Source organism: Longimicrobium sp., from assembly GCF_048594345.1.
Lineage (GTDB): Bacteria > Gemmatimonadota > Gemmatimonadetes > Longimicrobiales > Longimicrobiaceae > Longimicrobium.
In genome coordinates this window covers 60,745-76,859 of record NZ_JBMDXM010000013.1, presented here as the reverse complement: position 1 = coordinate 76,859, position 16,115 = coordinate 60,745, and the positions used below count along the sequence as shown (strand labels likewise).

The 16,115-nt window shown below is 69.3% G+C and carries 13 protein-coding genes; 4 read left to right on the top strand and 9 right to left on the bottom strand.

The genetic code is table 11. The annotated features are described in order from the left end of the window. The 3 genes from ACOJUJ_RS01145 to ACOJUJ_RS01135 form a co-directional block, all read left to right on the top strand. Nucleotides 1-965: peptidylprolyl isomerase (locus tag ACOJUJ_RS01145; RefSeq protein WP_420124998.1), on the top strand; the 965-nt coding region annotated here is incomplete at its 5' end. A gap of 363 nt (nt 966-1,328) precedes the next feature. Then, nucleotides 1,329-2,336, top strand: a complete 1,008-nt coding sequence (locus ACOJUJ_RS01140) for an NAD(P)H-dependent flavin oxidoreductase (RefSeq protein WP_420124997.1) — start codon at nt 1,329-1,331, stop codon at nt 2,334-2,336. A 353-nt stretch (nt 2,337-2,689) separates the two neighbouring features. After that, a complete protein-coding gene (locus ACOJUJ_RS01135) occupies nt 2,690-3,655 on the top strand; it encodes an alpha/beta hydrolase family protein (protein WP_420124996.1) in 966 nt (321 codons plus the stop codon). A gap of 298 nt (nt 3,656-3,953) precedes the next feature. Here the strand turns inward: ACOJUJ_RS01135 and ACOJUJ_RS01130 are convergent, their stop codons facing one another. The 9 genes from ACOJUJ_RS01130 to ACOJUJ_RS01090 all read right to left on the bottom strand — a co-directional run bounded on the left by ACOJUJ_RS01130 (nt 3,954) and on the right by ACOJUJ_RS01090 (nt 14,571). After that, nucleotides 3,954-4,670 (bottom strand): phosphatase PAP2 family protein, encoded by a 717-nt coding sequence (locus tag ACOJUJ_RS01130; RefSeq protein ID WP_420124995.1) that lies wholly within the window; start codon nt 4,668-4,670, stop codon nt 3,954-3,956. Between the two features lie 500 nt (nt 4,671-5,170). Further along, entirely contained in the window at nt 5,171-6,217 is a 1,047-nt protein-coding gene (gene add / locus ACOJUJ_RS01125; RefSeq protein WP_420124994.1) for an adenosine deaminase, read from the bottom strand. 720 nt (nt 6,218-6,937) lie between these two features. After that, nucleotides 6,938-8,242 carry a NupC/NupG family nucleoside CNT transporter gene (locus ACOJUJ_RS01120; protein ID WP_420124999.1) on the bottom strand — a complete coding sequence of 435 codons (1,305 nt, stop codon included), beginning with the start codon at nt 8,240-8,242 and terminating at the stop codon, nt 6,938-6,940. Between the two features lie 513 nt (nt 8,243-8,755). Next, on the bottom strand, nt 8,756-9,475 hold the full coding sequence (locus ACOJUJ_RS01115; RefSeq protein WP_420124993.1) for a rhomboid family intramembrane serine protease: 720 nt from the start codon (nt 9,473-9,475) through the stop codon (nt 8,756-8,758). Between the two features lie 327 nt (nt 9,476-9,802). Further along, a complete protein-coding gene (locus ACOJUJ_RS01110; protein ID WP_420124992.1) occupies nt 9,803-10,294 on the bottom strand; it encodes a cation:proton antiporter regulatory subunit in 492 nt (163 codons plus the stop codon). 41 nt (nt 10,295-10,335) lie between these two features. Further along, nucleotides 10,336-11,556, bottom strand: a complete 1,221-nt coding sequence (locus tag ACOJUJ_RS01105; protein ID WP_420124991.1) for a cation:proton antiporter — start codon at nt 11,554-11,556, stop codon at nt 10,336-10,338. A gap of 79 nt (nt 11,557-11,635) precedes the next feature. Next, on the bottom strand, nt 11,636-11,842 hold the full coding sequence (locus tag ACOJUJ_RS01100; protein ID WP_420124990.1) for a hypothetical protein: 207 nt from the start codon (nt 11,840-11,842) through the stop codon (nt 11,636-11,638). A 139-nt stretch (nt 11,843-11,981) separates the two neighbouring features. Then, nucleotides 11,982-12,398, bottom strand: coding sequence for a hypothetical protein (locus ACOJUJ_RS01095; RefSeq protein ID WP_420124989.1), 417 nt, complete (start codon nt 12,396-12,398; stop codon nt 11,982-11,984). Between the two features lie 409 nt (nt 12,399-12,807). Continuing rightward, the gene (locus tag ACOJUJ_RS01090) at nt 12,808-14,571 is read right to left on the bottom strand and encodes a bifunctional metallophosphatase/5'-nucleotidase (RefSeq protein WP_420124988.1); all 1,764 of its coding nucleotides are present in this window, start codon (nt 14,569-14,571) and stop codon (nt 12,808-12,810) included. A 462-nt stretch (nt 14,572-15,033) separates the two neighbouring features. On the opposite strand from ACOJUJ_RS01090, the gene ACOJUJ_RS01085 reads away from it, so the two are divergent. Next, nucleotides 15,034-15,894 carry a hypothetical protein gene (locus tag ACOJUJ_RS01085; protein ID WP_420124987.1) on the top strand — a complete coding sequence of 287 codons (861 nt, stop codon included), beginning with the start codon at nt 15,034-15,036 and terminating at the stop codon, nt 15,892-15,894. Nucleotides 15,895-16,115 lie beyond the last annotated feature (221 nt).

Genomic DNA, 16,115 nt, shown 5'->3' with positions numbered 1-16,115 from the left:
GGCGCGCGGCGGGCGGGGTGTCGTGGCACGCGGGCGCCCACGCGCTGGTGGCGCTCGCGCGGGTCGCGCCTGAGCAGGCGCGGGCGCGGCTGGACGCGCTGGCGACGCACCCGGACTGGCACGTGCGCCTGTACGCCGCCCGCGCCGCCGCGGTGCTTGGCGACAGCGCCCGCCTGCGCACCTTTGCGCGCGACCGGGACGGCAACGTGCAGGAGTCGGCCATCGACGCGCTGGCCAAGCTGGAGGGCCATGGCGCGGACGACGTGTACCTGGCGGCGCTGCGCGGCGACCAGGCGCAGGCCGTCCGCGCCGCCGCCGTCGCGCTGAAGGGATCGCCCGCGCCCGGCCTGCGCGCCGCCGCCGATTCGGCGTTCGAGCGGTGGGTGCGCCGCGCGAACGAGTCGGAGCGCGACGTGCGCGTGGCGCTGCTCGAGACGGCCGGCCGCCCGGCGACGGACGACCGCCCGCCGCCGCCGCGGTTCGAGCTGCCGCGGGACGCCGTCGCGCTGGCGCTGGGCCACGACGTGCGCGTCCGCATGACCATGTCGCCGGAGGCCGGCGGCGGGTCGTTCGTGGTGCGGATGCGCGGCGACGTGGCGCCCATCATGGCGGCGCGCGTGCTCGCCCTGGTGCGCGCGGGCTACTACGACGGCGGCAACTGGCACCGCGTGGAGCCGGACTTCGTGATCCAGGGCGGGGGACCGGGCACCAACGAATACGTGGGCCACGCCAGCTACCTGCGCGACGAGTTGGGCACCGTCGCACACCCCCGCGGCACCGTGGCCATGAGCACGCGCGGCCACGACACCGGCGACGCGCAGTGGTTCATCAACCTCAAGGACAATCCCCGGCTGATGCGCGACTACACCGTCTTTGGCGAGGTGGTGGAGGGGATTGAAGTGGTCGACGGGATCATGGAAGGCGACATCGTCGCGTCCGCGCGCGTGGAGCCGGCGGCGCGCTGATGGCCCCGGTCGCGGGCGCTCCGTCAGGCCCCAGCGACTGTTGCCGAACCTCACCTGCTCCCAACGGGAGCACACTGTCATCCTGAGGGAGCGCACACCCGTAACTTTCATGACGACAGAAGCTTGCGCGCGACCGAAGGATCTCTGTCGGGTCGCGCGGGGCCCAGCCCTCGGGAGCCGTGCGGGTGCCTGCGTAGGGCAGACGAGATCCTTCGGTCGCGCGCAAGCGGTTGAGTGAATGTAAGTTGAGAAGGCGCGCTCCCTCAGGAAATCAACGCTTTGGATTCGGATTGAACAGCATCCTCTCACGTAATTCCGATCTGGTGAATTCGTGGGATGATCTCTCGCGACGGCAGCCCGTAAATGACCGCCATCGAAACCGCATTCACCCGCGCCGCGGGGATCGAGGTGCCGCTCATCTGCGGCGCCATGTACCCGTGCAGCAACCCGGAACTGGTGGCCGCGGTGTCGGAAGCGGGCGGAATGGGGATCATCCAGCCCATCTCGCTCACCTACGTGCACGGCCACGACTTTCGCGAAGGGCTGCGCTACATCCGCCGCCTCACCGCAAAGCCAGTGGGGGTGAACGTCATCCTGGAAAGCAGCTCCAGGGTGTACCTGGACCGCATGCGCCGGTACGTGGACACGTCGCTGGAGGAGGGGGTGCGCTTCTTTGTCTCGTCGCTGGGCAACCCGCGCTGGCTGTGCGACACCGTGCACGCGGCGGGCGGGCTTGTGTACCACGACGTGGTTTCGAGAAAGTGGGCGCTCAAGGCGCTGGAAGGCGGCGTGGACGGCCTGATTGCCGTGAACGACCGCGCCGGCGGGCATGCGGGGCACCTGTCGCCGCGGGCGCTGTTCGACGAGCTGTCCGGCCTGGGCGTGCCGCTGCTGCTGGCCGGCGGCGTGGGCGACGAGAAGGGCTTTGCGGACGCGCTGTGGATGGGGTACGCGGGCGTGCAGCTGGGCACGCGCTTTATCGCCACGGACGAGTGCACCGCGCCGGAGGCGTACAAGCAGGCGCTGGTCGCCGCGCGCGAGGAGGACGTGGTGCTGACGGAGCGCATTACGGGCGTGCCGCTGGCCGTGCTCAACACCCCGCACGTGCGGCGGATGGGCACCCGCGCCGGCCCCGTCGCGCGGTGGATGCTGCGCGGACGCCGCACCAAGCACTGGATGCGGATGATCTACTCGCTGCGCTCCCTGGTGCAGCTCAAGCGCTCGATGAAGCGGGAGAGTGCCGGAGCCAGCTCGGCGGACTACTGGCAGGCCGGCCGCAGCGTCGCCGGCATCCGCGCCACCGAGCCCGCGGGCGAGATCGTCCGCCGCTTTGCCCGCGCGGCCGAGCAGGGAGCGCGGCTCCCGGGCTGATCCGCGTCTACTCAAAAGATTGGTCTCACACGGAGTTAACGGAGTCAACGGAGTTTTCTCGTGCCGCGCGACGGACTTCATCCTCGCGCCGAAGCTTCACTCCGTTGACTCCGTTAACTCCGTGTGAGGATTAGTCTTTTGGCGGATACGAATGAATGTCTTCCGTACACCTGCCAGGAGTGCCCGCCCACCCGGAACGTGCTCGGCTGCTGACGGATGCGGACAGACTACGGATCACACGGAGGCGCGGATATCGCGGAGAAGGGCGAGGAGGCACGCGTCGTTGTCTCCCGTGCCTACTCGCGATGCTTTTGCGGATGATGCAGAGAACCCCTGGATTCAACCCCAACCGCTTGTCATCAGACGCGAACGATGCCGCGGAGTCCATTGGCATCGAACCCGGTCCCGCCGACGCCATCGCCGCGGGGACCTTCGCCTACGATCCCGCCGCGCCGCTGGAGCTGGGCCACTCGCTGGAATCCGTCAGGAACGGCGTGGAGACGCACGCCATAAGCTTCGCCAGCCCCAAAGGCGGCCGCGTGACGGGGCTGCTGCACGTGCCGCGGAGCGAAGGACGCAAGGCGGGGATCGTGAACATGCACGGCGCGCCGGGAAGCGCGCGGCGGGTGGCGGCCAGCTCCGTGGCGCTGGCGCGGCGCGGCGCCGTGGTGGTGTCCATCGACGCGCCGTTCACCCGCCGCGGCGGCGAAATGGCGACGTTTACCGAGGCCGACCGTGCCGAGCACGTGCAGCTGGTGATCGACCTGCAGCGCGCCGTGGACCTGCTGCTGGCCCGCCCCGACGTGGACCCCGCGCGCATCGCCTACGTGGGCGTCAGCTACGGCGGCGCCGTGGGGGCGATGTACGCCGCCGTGGACTCGCGCCCGGCTGCCTATGTGCTCGTTGTTCCCGACGGCGGGATGGTGTCGCACCATACCGGCGTGGACGGCTCGTTCAGGGGTCCGCTGCGGCGGATGCCGCCGGACGTGCGGGACCGCTGGCTGGCCGCCATGCGCCCGGTAGAGGGCATCGGCTACGTGGACCGGGTAACGCCGGGGAGCATCCTGTTTCAGAACGGGCGGCACGACCCGACCGTCCCCGCCGACAAGGCGGCGCTGCTGCACCGCGCCGCCGGCCCCTCCCATACGGTGCTGTGGTACGAGAGCCGCCACGGCCTTCCCCCGCAGGCACGCATCGACCGCTGGCAGTTTCTTGCCGAGCGCATTGGCACCGCCCCTCCCACGGACGCGGAGCGCGCCGCCGCCGCCAATCCGCCGCCGCCCCGGCCGCCGCGCATCAGGCCGCCCCGGCGCGTCTGAGAGTGTGTTTAAGAATCTGATCTTCAGACAACCCAGCGTTTGATTTCCTGAGGGAGCGCGCCTCCTCAACGTGAATCCACTCCGCCGCTGAGGAACGACGGAAGAACATCACGCGGAGGCGTTTTGGGCGTTCCCTCCGTGCCTCTTCTGTTTTCTCCGCGCCTCCGCGTGAAAATCGTTCCCCTCACTGCACATCGAAATCCGGGAGATGGTATAAGGGTTACTCGCGGATCGAACCCAAGAGAACGCCTCACACGGAGTCAGCGGGGTTGTCTCCATCCACTGACTCCGGCACCCGCTATCCGGCGTTGCCGCGCCCGGCACCGGTCGTGATGCCAGCCGATGATTTTGTCCGCGCCCGATCGCGCGGAGTGTGGAGCGCTTCCATGGCCACGGCGCAGAGCACCGCCCAGCAGAACCCCACGATGTATCCCGCGATGACGTCCGACGGGTAGTGGACCCCCAGGTACAGCCGGGAGAGGCCGATCAGCAGCACGGCGGTGCCCGCGATCAGCACGGCGGCGACGCTCGCCCCGCGGTGGCTGGCCAGCCGGTGAACGGTGTACGCGAGCAGGGCCAGCAGCACCATCGACAGGGTGGCGTGGCCGGAGGGAAAGGACGATGAATGGGCGTACTCCGCGCGCCACGCGAACAACTGGGGGCGCGGGCGGTCGAATGCCAGCTTGAGGAGCGGATAGATTACCCACGCGCCCCCCACGCCGGCCGTAAGAAGCGCCGCGTACGGGCGGTGTCCCGCCAGCCAGAGAAAGGTCGCCGCCACCACGCAGATGGCGGCCACGACCAGCCCGTTCCCCAGCGCGGTAACCTGCAGGGCGGCCAGGTCCAGCGTGGGGCTGGCGCGGCGGTTCATCCACAGCAGCACCCCCTCGTCGAAGCGGATCGTCCTTCCCGCCATCACGCCCGCGGTCAGGCCGAACAGCGCCGCCATCGCCAGCAGCGCCAGGACAACGCCGCCGGTCAGCAACCCCCCCGCCATCGCATAAAAAGCCTGCACGCCGTGCCGGACCCGTGTCACCAGCATGACCGGCGCGGCCCGCCCGCCTCCCCACGCGCCGCTCCTCAGCCGTGGACCCTCCCGCACGTCCGCCATCAGCGCGTGCTCCCGGGGCGCGCGAGGACCCGGACCGTTCCATCGGCCCCGGGATGAAGGGCGTACGCGGCGCTCTGCCACCCGCCAGGCAGTGGGTCGGCGTACATCACACGTCGCGCATCTGCCCGTAGCGCAGGGCCGTTCCAGGAATGAGTCACGCGGAGCCGTGGGGGAGCGGAGTACGAGGACCGCGGTCGCGGGCATCGGGCTCTCCAGTCGTTGCTCCCAGACGGAGTGGCGGAGGAAAGTGTTGAAGACGGACGGATCCGAATGGCTGAACCAGAGAGGTGGGATCTCCGCCGGCGGCGCCACACCGGCGCCGGCGTCCCCATACGGAAGGGCCGGCTCCGAAATCCGGAGCCGGCCCCTGTCATATCCTCACAATCAACGTGAGCTGAAACGACCTAAGCCTTTGCGGGCTTTAGCGATTCGATTTCCCGCTTCACACGCTCGCACATCTCCAGCTTCTGCGTGCGGTGCATGAAGGCGCTGTCGAAGCCCATCATGGTGATGTTCACCAGCTCGTCCCAGGTAAAGTCCAGGTACTGGTGTGCGCGCCAGTACTCCTCGGTTACCGTGGTGGCGCTCATCAGCCGGTTGTCGGTGTTCAGGCTCAGGATCAGGCCCTCGTCGTAGTACATGCGCAGCGGGTGCTTCTCAAAGCTTTCCACGGCGCGCGTCTGCACGTTGCTGGTCAGGCAGATCTCGATGGGGATGCGGAAGTCGTTCATGTACCGCATCAGGTCCGGGTCCTCGAACAGCCGCGTGCCGTGGCCGATGCGGTTGGCCTGGCAGTAGTGCAGCGCCTGGTGGATGCTCTCCGCCCCGTACGCCTCGCCGGCGTGGATGGTGGCGGCCATGTTCTTGTTGATGACGGTGTAGAACGCGTCCTTGTGCTTTTTGGCCGGGTAGTTGTACTCCGCGCCCGCCAGGTCGAACGCCACCACGCCGCGGTCCTTGTACGCCACGGTAAGGTCCGCCAGGTCGCGCGAGGTGGCCGGCTCCATGTTGCGGATGCCGCAGATGATGATAGCCGTCTCGATGCCGAAGTCCGCCTTGGCCCGCGCCAGCCCGCGCAGCGGCGCGTCCACCGTCTCCGTCAGCGGCAGGCCGCCCTGGCTGTTGAGGATGGGCGAGTAGCGGATCTCGGCGTAGCGCACGTTCTCCGCAGCCAGATCTTCGGCCAGCTCGTAGGCAATGCGCTCCAGCGAGTCGGCCGTCTGCATTACCGAAAGGGTGATGGCAAAGCGGTCCAGGTACTCCACCAGGTTGCGCGCGTCCTTCACGTGCATGTAGTCGCGCAGCGTCTCCGGGTCGGCGGCCGGCATTTTTACGCCGTATTCGGCCGCCAGCTCCAGCATGGTTTCCGGCCGCAGGCTGCCGTCCAGGTGCACGTGCAACTCGGCCTTGGGCAGCCGGTGAAGGAGCTCGCGGGTAACTTCCATCGCCATGGTCTTCCGTCCTGTCGCTGATTGCTTTGGTGCGGCCCGGTTCCGGGATAAACGCGCAGGCGGGTGCACCACCGGTGCACCCGCCTGTCGCAGAGGCCGTCGTTCTTCGTTGCTCCGGTGGGATATTGTACCGCGTCGCCCGCCTTTGCGCCACCTTCGCCACCGATTCACGGGCAGCGTACGAGGCTCGATAAGCGCGGGATCGGACAGCCCGTCACCACGGATCGTGGAGCGGGTGGATGGTCTTCAAGATCGCGCATCAGGTGGTGCAATCCACCCGCTACCGTGCGCTCCGGAGATCATCCACCGATCTGCATCCCTCTCCAAAAAAAATTCTCATGGCCCCCTGCCGCATTCCATCTGCTTCCCGTTTCCGACGCTCTCACAAAAGATCCTGCCTCGCCGGCATCCTCCACCCGCACCCGACACTTGGGAACCCGGCTTCAGAGCGCGAGAGCGGAGGAAGCGGCACGAGCAAACTCTGCTGACTCTGGTAACTCTGCGTGAGACCATTCTTTCCATGGATTCCACACGCTCGTGGAGGAAACGGCACGAGAAAACTCCGTTAACTCCGTTGACTCCGTGTGAGGCCCAATCCGTTGCGAAACCGGAAGAAACGTGAGTGCCCGGCATCCACATACGGACGCCGGGCACACCCTCACACCCTCACACCCTCACACCCACACCCTCACACCCTCACACCCTCACACCCCGACACGATCAGATCAGAATCCCCACCACGCACGCCGTCATGAAGTTCGCCAGCGTGCCGGCGATCATGGCGCGCAGGCCCAGGCGGCTCAGGTCCGCGCGGCGCTCGGGGGCCATGCCGCCGATGCCGCCGATCTGGATGGCGATGGAGCTGAAGTTGGCGAAGCCGCACAGCGCGTAGGTGGCAAGCACCACCGAGCGGGGATCCAGCCCGGCGCCCTCCTGCAGCATGCTGCCCAGGTGCGCGTACGCCACGAACTCGTTCAGCGCCGTCTTTTCGCCCAGCAGCGTGCCCACCGCCAGCGCGTCCTGCGCCGGTACGCCCATCAGCCAGGCAAACGGGGCGCACACCCATCCCAGGATCTTCTGGATCGTCAGCTCCAGCCCGAAAAGGCCGGCCGTGCCGCTCAGGATGCCGTTCAGCAGGGCCACCAGCGCGATGAACGCGATCAGCATGGCGCCCACGTTCAGCGCCAGGCTAAGCCCCTCGCTGGCGCCGCGCGCCGCCGCGTCGATCACGTTGGCGTCCACCTTTTCCATCTTGATCTTTACGCTTCCCCGGGTGACGGGCTCCTCCGTCTCGGGGTACATGATCTTGCTGATGGCGATGCACGCCGGCGCCGACATTACCGAGGCGCTGATCAGGTGGCCGGCGATGTCCGGGAAGTAGGCCACCAGAAAGCCCACGTACGCCGCCAGCACCCCGCCCGCCACCGTGCCGAACCCGCCCACCATCACGCAGTGCAGCTCGCTCTTCGTCATGGTGCCGATGAACGGCTTTACCAGCAGCGGCGCCTCCGTCTGCCCCAGGAAAATGTTGCCGGCGGTGGAAAGGCTCTCCGCGCCGCTGATCTTCATCGTCCGCATCATCACCCAGGCAAAGCCCTTCACCACCGCCTGCATGACGCCCAGGTAGTACAGAAGCGTCATGAGCGACGAGAAGAAGATGATCGTCGGCAGCACGTTGAACGCGAAGAAGCCGCCCGCCGCTGCCCACCCCGTCGTCTGGCCGATCGGCTCCATCGGCGGAAAGCCGGTGGCGCCGGGGCCGGTGGGGATGTTGTTGAACACCAGGTTCCCGAAGATGAACTTGGCGCCCTCCACCGTATAGCCGATGAGCGCGTTGAAGACGTTGTTGGCTCCGTCGAAGAACGCCTTGCCCCACGGCGTCATCAGGATGAGGACGGCGAAGATGAACTGCAGCGCCACTCCCCACGCCACCAGCTTCCAGTCCACCGCGCGCTTGTGTACGCTGAGCGCCCACGCGATCCCGATGAAGACGATCAGCCCCAGCAGGCTGATGGCCTTCTGGATCGGCGTGCCGCGCGTCTCCTGCCGGGCCTGGGCCGCCACCTCACCGGCGTTGGCGGGCTGCGAATCCGCCGCGATGCCGCTTTGCGGGTTCTGCAGCGCCCGCTCCGCCGCTTCGGGCGATGCGATCGGCGCGGCGGCGTCGCCCGGCTGCGCGGCGCTGGTGCCCGGGGGCGCCGGCTCGGCCGGGTTGGCGGCCTGCGGCGCGCCGGCGGCCGGCTGCGGCGCGGTGGTCTCCGGCTGCTGCGCGCTGGCGTACATCCCCGCGCCCAGCAGCAGCGCGGTCACCAGCCACAGGGGAAGCATCCACCTGAGCCGGTTCTTCTTTTTGGGGGCAGGTGCCATCGGAGGTCGCCCGGTGCGGAGCGGGAAGGGAAGGATGATCCGCGGGCGGGTGATCAGCCCCCGCCCGGCAGCACGGCGTGTACGGAATGCCGGTATTCTACCGGCGAGTGCGAAAGTGCGAAAGTGCGGGAGCGCGAAAGTGAACCCCACCCGCGCGACGCGTTTCGGCCCCTACCACTGCAGCCGCGCCGCCTCGTCCCTGGGCAGCTGCACGCCCGCGCGCTTGGCGGCCACCAGCCGGGGCCGGTCGAACACCTTGATCAGCAGCAGTCCGGCCACAAAACCGCCGATGTGCGCCCACACGGCCACGCCGCCTTCTTCGCCCATTCCCGGCGTCTCGAACGCCTGCCACAGCTGCAGCACGAACCAGAGCAGGAGAAAGTACACCGCGCGGATGCGGGGAAAGAAGATCGGGGGAAAGAAAGTGCGCACCTTCGCATGGGGATACAGAAGGATGTACGCGCCCATGATGCCGCTGATGGCGCCGCTGGCCCCCACCATGGGCAGCTCGCTGGCCGGCGAGAACCCGATGTGCGCGAACGTCGCGGCCAGCCCGCAGACCAGGTAAAAGACCAGGAAGCGAACGTGGCCCATGGAGTCTTCGATGTTGTTCCCGAAGGTCCACAGGAACAGCATGTTGCCCAGGATGTGCCCCCATCCGCCGTGCATGAACATCGACGTGAGCAGGGCGCTCCACCCCAGGTCGGTAACGCGGCACGCCCCCGTGATCTCGCACGGCTGCGCGCCGAACACCACCACCGACGCCTCCAGCTGCTGAAAGTCAGCCCCCGCCCCCTGGACGTAGAACCAGAGAAAGAAGTTCGTCGCGATCAGCAGCACGGTCATCCACGGCGTGAGCTCCGTGGGGTTCTCGTCGTTCAGGGGGATCAAGGCGCCTCGTGGTCGATACTGTCGGGGATGGGACCGGCTGTGGAGATGGTACGCAAAAACGGGTGCAGAGGTTCGGCCGGGGCCCGGTGGGGCGGGGGATGATGGAGGAAAAGGCATCGAGCTGCGTCCGCGCGGTGCCCCTCCCCCGGCCCCTCCCCGTTCGTTCCTCACGGAGAGGGGAGAAGTCGATCCCGTTTCCAAAAGGTGCGTCGCACCTCCCTCCCCCGCGCAGTTTGCGGGGGAGGGCAGGGGAGGGGGGCGCCCACCATCCCGCGCCCTCCCGTCCGAAGCTCACCGAATCCAGCCTATTCCCTATTCCCTATTCCCTTATTCCCTGCCGCCCTTGTCCAGCTCCGCGCGGAAGCGCTGCACCTGCTGCCGGTCGCCCACCACCAGCAGCGTATCGCCCGCCTGCATCACGTCGCCGGGGCCGGGGTTGGGAAAGGGCCGGCCGCCGCGCAGGATGGCGATCACGCTGGCGCCGGTGCGCTCGCGGATGGCGGACGCCTGGATGGTGCGCCCGGCCAGCGGCGACCCCGCATCCAGGCGCACCCACTCCACCGACAGCTGCCCCAGCACCATCTCCATCGACTCCGCCACGGCGGGCTGAAAGTAGGCGCCGCCCAGGATGGCGCCCAGCATCCGCGCCTCCGCGTCCTCCAGCCGCACCGCGCTGGAGGGAAAGTCCTCGCGGTCGCGGAAGAGGTAGATCTCGCGGTGGCCCGTGTTGTGGATGACGATCGTCATCCGCTCCCCCTCGTTGGTCGTCAGGGCGAACTTCTTTCCCACGCCGGGAAGGTCGTGCTCCTTGACCTGCATGGATATGCCTTTCGTTTCCAGGATTCGGAATGCGATCGGGTTCAGCGCGCCGGCGGACCGCCCGCCGGCGCGCCGCGAACGGCGCCGGCCAGGCGGAACAGGGCGCGCGAGATGGAGTGCGACTGGCGGGTGAGCACGGGGCCCAGGATGGCCAGTATGAGCACGTACAGCGCGGCGAAGGGCTGCAGCACCTGCATCAATCCCCCCGCCGCGGCCAGGCTGGCCACCACGATGCTGAACTCTCCGCGCGACACCACGGTGAGCCCCACGTTGGCCGAGCCCGCCGGCGACAGCCCGGCCGAGCGTCCGGCCAGCATCCCCGCCGCGAAGTTTCCGACGAGCGTGAGCGCCACCGCCCCCAGGGTGATCCACACGGCGCCGCCCAGCGCGAACGGGTCGATGCTCAGCCCGAAGCCGAAAAAGAACAGCGCGCCAAAGAAGTCGCGGAAGGGCACGATCAGGTGCTCGATGCGCGCCTGGTGCTCCGTTTCGGCCAGCACCAGCCCCAGCAGCAGCGCGCCGATGGCCTCGGCCACGTGCAGGGTTTCGCCCGCGCCCGCCACCAGCAGCAGCGCCGCGCTCACCACCAGCAGCAGCACCTCGCCGCTGTTGATGCGCAGCGCGCGGTTCAGCCACGGCACCGCCAGGCGGCCCACGCCCAGCACGCCCAGCATGAACGCCAGCGCCACCGCCGCGGAAAGCAGCACGCCGCCCACGGTGGTGGATTCGCTCAGCACCAGGCCGCTCACCACCGACAGGTACACGGCCAGGAACACGTCCTCGAACATGATGATCCCCAGGATCATCTCCGTCTCGGGGTTGGCCGTGCGGCGCAGGTCCACCAGCACCTTGGCCACGATGGCGCTGGACGAGATGGTGGTGATCCCCGCGGCCACCAGCGTTTCCTTGAGCGGCCAGCCCAGCAGGGCGGGGTACAGCAGCCCCAGGGTGAAGTTGATGCCGATGTAGATGCTGCCGCCCACCGCGATGGAGCGCCCCGAGCGCACCAGCCGCCCCACCGAGAACTCCAGTCCCAGGTAGAACAGCAGAAACAGCACGCCCAGCCGCCCCATGAACTCGATGATGGGCGCGCTTTCCACAAACCGCAGGTCCAGCATGCCAAAGTGGGGCGTGTGGGGCCCCACCAGCATCCCCGCCACGATCAGGAACGGGGCGGTGGAGAACTTCAGCTTCCAGCTCAGCAGCGCCGCGCCCGCCACCAGGGCGAGCGCCAGCCCCACTTCGAAAACCATGTGGTCCATGTGCCGGACACCTTGCGCGTGAAAGGGGATAGGACGCGCGCGTGCCCGTCCCGGCGGGTGGCCGGGACGGGCACGCGGCTCACGCGGGGTTGTCCGGATCCGCGGGTGGGGCGGGCGTTTCCGCCTCCGGCCGCGAGGCGGCCGAGTAGCGGGCCATCACCGAGGGCCGGCTGGCCCAGAACACCAGCGCCACGGCGCCGATCACCAGAACGCCCATCGCGACGCTCACCGCGTCGCCGTCCAGGCGCGGGCCACCCTGGGCCAGCGCGATCATGTGTACGAGCATGGGAAATCCTCCCCGTTTGAAACGGTGTGCGTAAATGCACGGGCAGGCGAGCGCCGGAACACCCGATCCTACGCGGGGGTCCGGTTCCGATTGCCGTGCGTGCGTTGGAAATGCCGGCGGAGAGGCCGGCGTGCGCGATTTACGCGGAGGCGGGGGGAGGAACGCCGTTGGAGTACGAAGAAAGGGTGCCGTCGCGGGCAGCGGCCAGGCGCCGGGCCATGCCCAGCGAGCGCATGCCGCAGTCCCGTGCGCCGATGGCCCGGCGGACGGCCGACCGTGCCGCGAAGGAGGTGTCGTGCGACGGGTCCGTGCCGGCGGCGACGCGGGGCGGCGTGCCGGTGCCGCGCGACGGCCGGTCCAGCAGAAGCCCGCCGCCCCGCAGCAGCACCCACGCGGCGGCGGGCATGGGATGCGCCGCCTTTTCGGTCCGGTGCTGCCGCTGCTCCATGGCCGCGCGCAGACCCGCATCCCGCGCCGCGCCCGCGCCGCTGCCCACGCAGGCCAATGCCAGCGCGCAGGCGAGAGCGGCGAACAGGGTGCGGAGCGTGTTCTTCACCGGCCCGGGGTCACGGGGTGGATGTGCCTTGGTTCAGGCCCATACGCACGGAGCACCGTTCGGTTCCGCCGGGTGCAACCGGCCGCGCGCGGCGGACGGGCGGATGCATGGCCGCCGCGGACCAGGTCGGGACGCGGCGCACGGATGGGCTGCGTCCGCGGGGGTGCCCCTCCCCGCTCGTGCCTCGCGGAGAGGGGAGAACTTCGATCCCGCTACAAGAAGGTGCGTCACACCTCCCTCCCCCGCGCAGTTTGCGGGGGAGGGCCGGGGAGGGGGGCGGCCCACCCTCTCGCTCCATTCTGCCCCAAATCACTCCAGACCCGGCCCAACACCCACCTCCCCCGGCAGTTACGGGGGAGGTGGGCGCGTGGTGCGCGCCCGGAGGGGGCGCGGCGGGTCGCGCGGATCGCTACGGGTTACGCGGGCGCTGCTGCGTGCTGCCGCCGTGGGCCTCGCCGCCGGGGGCGGTGGTGGGGCGCTGCTCCACCGCCGCGCGCTCGGCGAGCGCGGCGGGGACGATCTCCCAGTTCTGGCGAAACACGTCGGCGGGGCGCAGGGTGCCGCGGCGGCGGATCTCCTCGATCAGCAGGTCGCGGATCCCCTCGCCTCGGTCGTACACCACCGGCGCGCCCAGCAGCATGGAAAATCCGCCGCTGCCGCTTGCCCGGTAGTTGTTGATGGCGATGGTAAAGCTGTCCGCCGGCGTTACCGCGCGGCCGTTGCGCTCCAGGCGGGTGAGCCGCTGGCCTACCGGTCGCGTGAGGTCCAGCGTGTAGTCCACCCCGCTCACCACGTCGTAGTTGTAGCCGGGGACGGCGGGATTCGTCAGCGTTCCGCAGGCGGAGCCGGGGCAGGGAAGGTAGTACTCCGCGCTCTTTTCCAGGTACGCGCGCAGTTGCGCGCCGCTGATGCGGATGGCCTTGAGGGTGTTGTCGTACACGTACAGCCCCGCCACGTCGGCCACCGTCACCGGCCCCCGGGGGATGCGCGACGTCAGCGAGAACGCGGAGGCGGCGGACAGCTCGGCGCCCGTCACCCGCGTCTGCACGTCGTTGATCAGGTCCAGGATCGGCGTGTCGCGCGTCCGGGACAGCGCGGACGTCCACTCCGCCTCGCTAGTGCCGATCACCTGCGCCACGTACGCCCTGGTCCGCTCATGCGCCTGGGCCAGCTCCGCCTCCAGCCGCGGCGACGTGCTTCCCGGCGCCGGCCGCAGGATGCGCCCGCGTTTGGACGCGATCGCCCAGCGGCTGCCGTCGAAGCGCAGGTCCAGCTCCGCCACGGCCAGCGAGGTGCCCCAGTTCTTGGCCTGCTGCACCAGGACGCCGTTGATGGTGGTGTCCACCACCTCGCGGTGCGTGTGCCCCATGAAGATCACATCGATCCCCGGGATCTCGCGCGCCATGGCCGACGACGCGTTTTCCGTGGGTACGCCCGTGGCCGCGGTGTCGTAGCTGCTCCCTTCAAGCCCGCTGTGCGCGGCGACCATCACGATGTCGGCCCCTCGCGCGCGCATCTCGGCCACGACGGGGCGCACGCTGCTGACGATCTCGCGAAAGTCCAGGCGTCCCTGCACGTTGTCGCGGTCCCAGATCAGGACCCCCGGCGGCGTGACGGAGGTGATTCCGATGCGCACCTTTCGCCCGCCCACCGTCCGCTCTACCAGCGTGTACGCCGGGTACGCGTGGTCCGTCGTCCCCGCGTCGAAGATGTTGGCGCTGAGGAAGGGAAAGTTGGCGCCGGCGGCGGCCTGCTCCAGGTGCTGGATGCCGTAGTTGAACTCGTGGTTGCCGATGGCGGCGGCGTCGTATCCCACCAGGTTCATGGCGTGCACCAGGGGATGCTGCTCGCGCGCCAGCAGCTCGCGATGCACAAAGTCCATCGCGTTCCCCTGCAGCAGGTCGCCCGATTCTACCAGCACCGTGCGCTGGGGATGGGCGGCGCGCACACTGTCGATCAGCGGCACCAGCGCGGCCAGGCCGTTGTCGGTGCGCTGGCCGGTGTAGTAGTCGTAGGGGAGCACCCAGCCGTGAAGGTCGGTGGTCCCCATCAGCACCAGCCGCCCCTCCGTCGCCACCGCGGGCGCCGGGGTGGGATCCGTCCGGGGCGCGCCGGCGCACCCGGCCAGCGCGGCCAGGGCCAGCGCCGCCGTCCATCGTCGCAAAGCAGGCATCTCGCTCGTCATCCGGTTTTTCAGGTGGGCCGCTGGTACACGGCGCCTCCCACGCAGGTCCGCACGTTCCGAACCGGGCGGTGTGCCCCCTCCCCCGGCCCCTCCCCGTTCGTTCCTCACGGAGAGGGGAGAAGTCGATCCCGCTTCGACCGCCTCCGGAGCGCACCGCACTCGCCGCCCACACCACCCCTCCCCCGAAGTTGGGGGAGGGGTCGACGGCCGTTGCGAGGAACGAGCAAAAGGCCCGTCGGGGGAGAGGGCCTGTCGCAGCGGGTGAGCTTCGAAGTACATCGAACTGGCGCCGGACGGAGTGCCCCTTCCCCGGCCCCGCCCCCGGCCCCTCCCCGTTCGTTCCTCACGGAGAGGGGAGAACCGCGGTGATGGATGGCTTGTAGCGCGAAACAGGCCGTATTATTCGTTGTCGGGACTCACCTCCTTCGCGATTTCCTCAGGATTCCAGCCATGATCCTCCCGATCCGATTGCTGATCGTGCCGTTCTGCCTCTGCGCGGGCGTGCAGGCTGCGGCGGCGCAGAAGATGGCCTATCACGGCATCGCCTGGCACATGCCGGTGGCGGGCGTGCGGACGCCGGTGGAGGCGCTGGGGTTCACCTTCAGCTCGGAGGTGGACCAGGGGGACCACGAGTTCAACCGGGCGGATGGCGCGCGGCTTCGCGCGGAGGTGCGGGAGGGGCGGCTGGTGGGGTTCACGCTGATCGATCCGGCGCGCGGCAATTCTGTGCAGGAGCGCTTCAACGTGCTGGCGGATTCGCTGCAGGCGGAGCTGGGCGCCCCGGACGAGATGGGCGCAGAAGGGCAGCCGCCGGCGCGGGTGTGGGAGGCGGGGCTCTCGTCGGTGCGCGTGGAGATTTCGCGCGCGGCGGGGGAGCGGCGGGTGCAGGTGGCGTGGCGCGGCCCGGGCTGGTACGACGAGATGGACCGCCGCGCCTCGCGCCCGCCGCTGCCGGCCGGGTTCACCACCGTGAGCCTTACGCCGTTCGTCCGGATCGCGGTCGACACTACCGTTCGCGTCCCGCGCGCGGCGGGGGCCATGCGGGGCCGTGTCCGCATCGAATATTTTCAGCCGGTTACGCCTTCGGTGGAGGGCGTCGCGCAGGATCCGCTGGACGCGGTGGAGTACGAGATGGATTTCGACTGCGCCGGCCGCCGTACACGCCTGATCAGCCGGACAACGTTCCTGGACGGCAGCCGGCAGGCCAGCAACCGGCCGCAGAATCAGCCGTGGACGGCGGTGCGCCAGCCGGACAGCCACTACGCGCGCGGGCTGGACGCCGTCTGCCGGGCGGCGAGGGCGGTGCGGTAGGGGTACGAAGTACGGAGTACGAGGGTACGGGGGTACGAGGGTACGAGGGTACGAGGGTACGAGGGTACGAGGGTACGAGGGTACGAGGGTACGAGGGTACGAGAGTATGAGGGCGTGCGCTCTCCCTCGTACCCTCGTACCGTACTCCGTACTTTCGTACTCTCGTACTTCCCCGCTACGTTCCTTCCCGCCGCGCGGGACCGTGCCTTGCACCGAACCCG

Excerpts from the sequence above, each read along its gene's own strand:
- ACOJUJ_RS01140 (WP_420124997.1), top strand. The coding sequence starts at position 1,329 with ATGACCGCCATCGAAACCGCATTCACCCGCGCCGCGGGGATCGAGGTG.
- add (WP_420124994.1), bottom strand. The coding sequence starts at position 6,217 with ATGGCGATGGAAGTTACCCGCGAGCTCCTTCACCGGCTGCCCAAGGCC.
- ACOJUJ_RS01110 (WP_420124992.1), bottom strand. The coding sequence starts at position 10,294 with ATGCAGGTCAAGGAGCACGACCTTCCCGGCGTGGGAAAGAAGTTCGCC.
- ACOJUJ_RS01105 (WP_420124991.1), bottom strand. The coding sequence starts at position 11,556 with ATGGACCACATGGTTTTCGAAGTGGGGCTGGCGCTCGCCCTGGTGGCG.
- ACOJUJ_RS01100 (WP_420124990.1), bottom strand. The coding sequence starts at position 11,842 with ATGCTCGTACACATGATCGCGCTGGCCCAGGGTGGCCCGCGCCTGGAC.
- ACOJUJ_RS01090 (WP_420124988.1), bottom strand. The coding sequence starts at position 14,571 with ATGCCTGCTTTGCGACGATGGACGGCGGCGCTGGCCCTGGCCGCGCTG.
- ACOJUJ_RS01085 (WP_420124987.1), top strand. The coding sequence starts at position 15,034 with ATGATCCTCCCGATCCGATTGCTGATCGTGCCGTTCTGCCTCTGCGCG.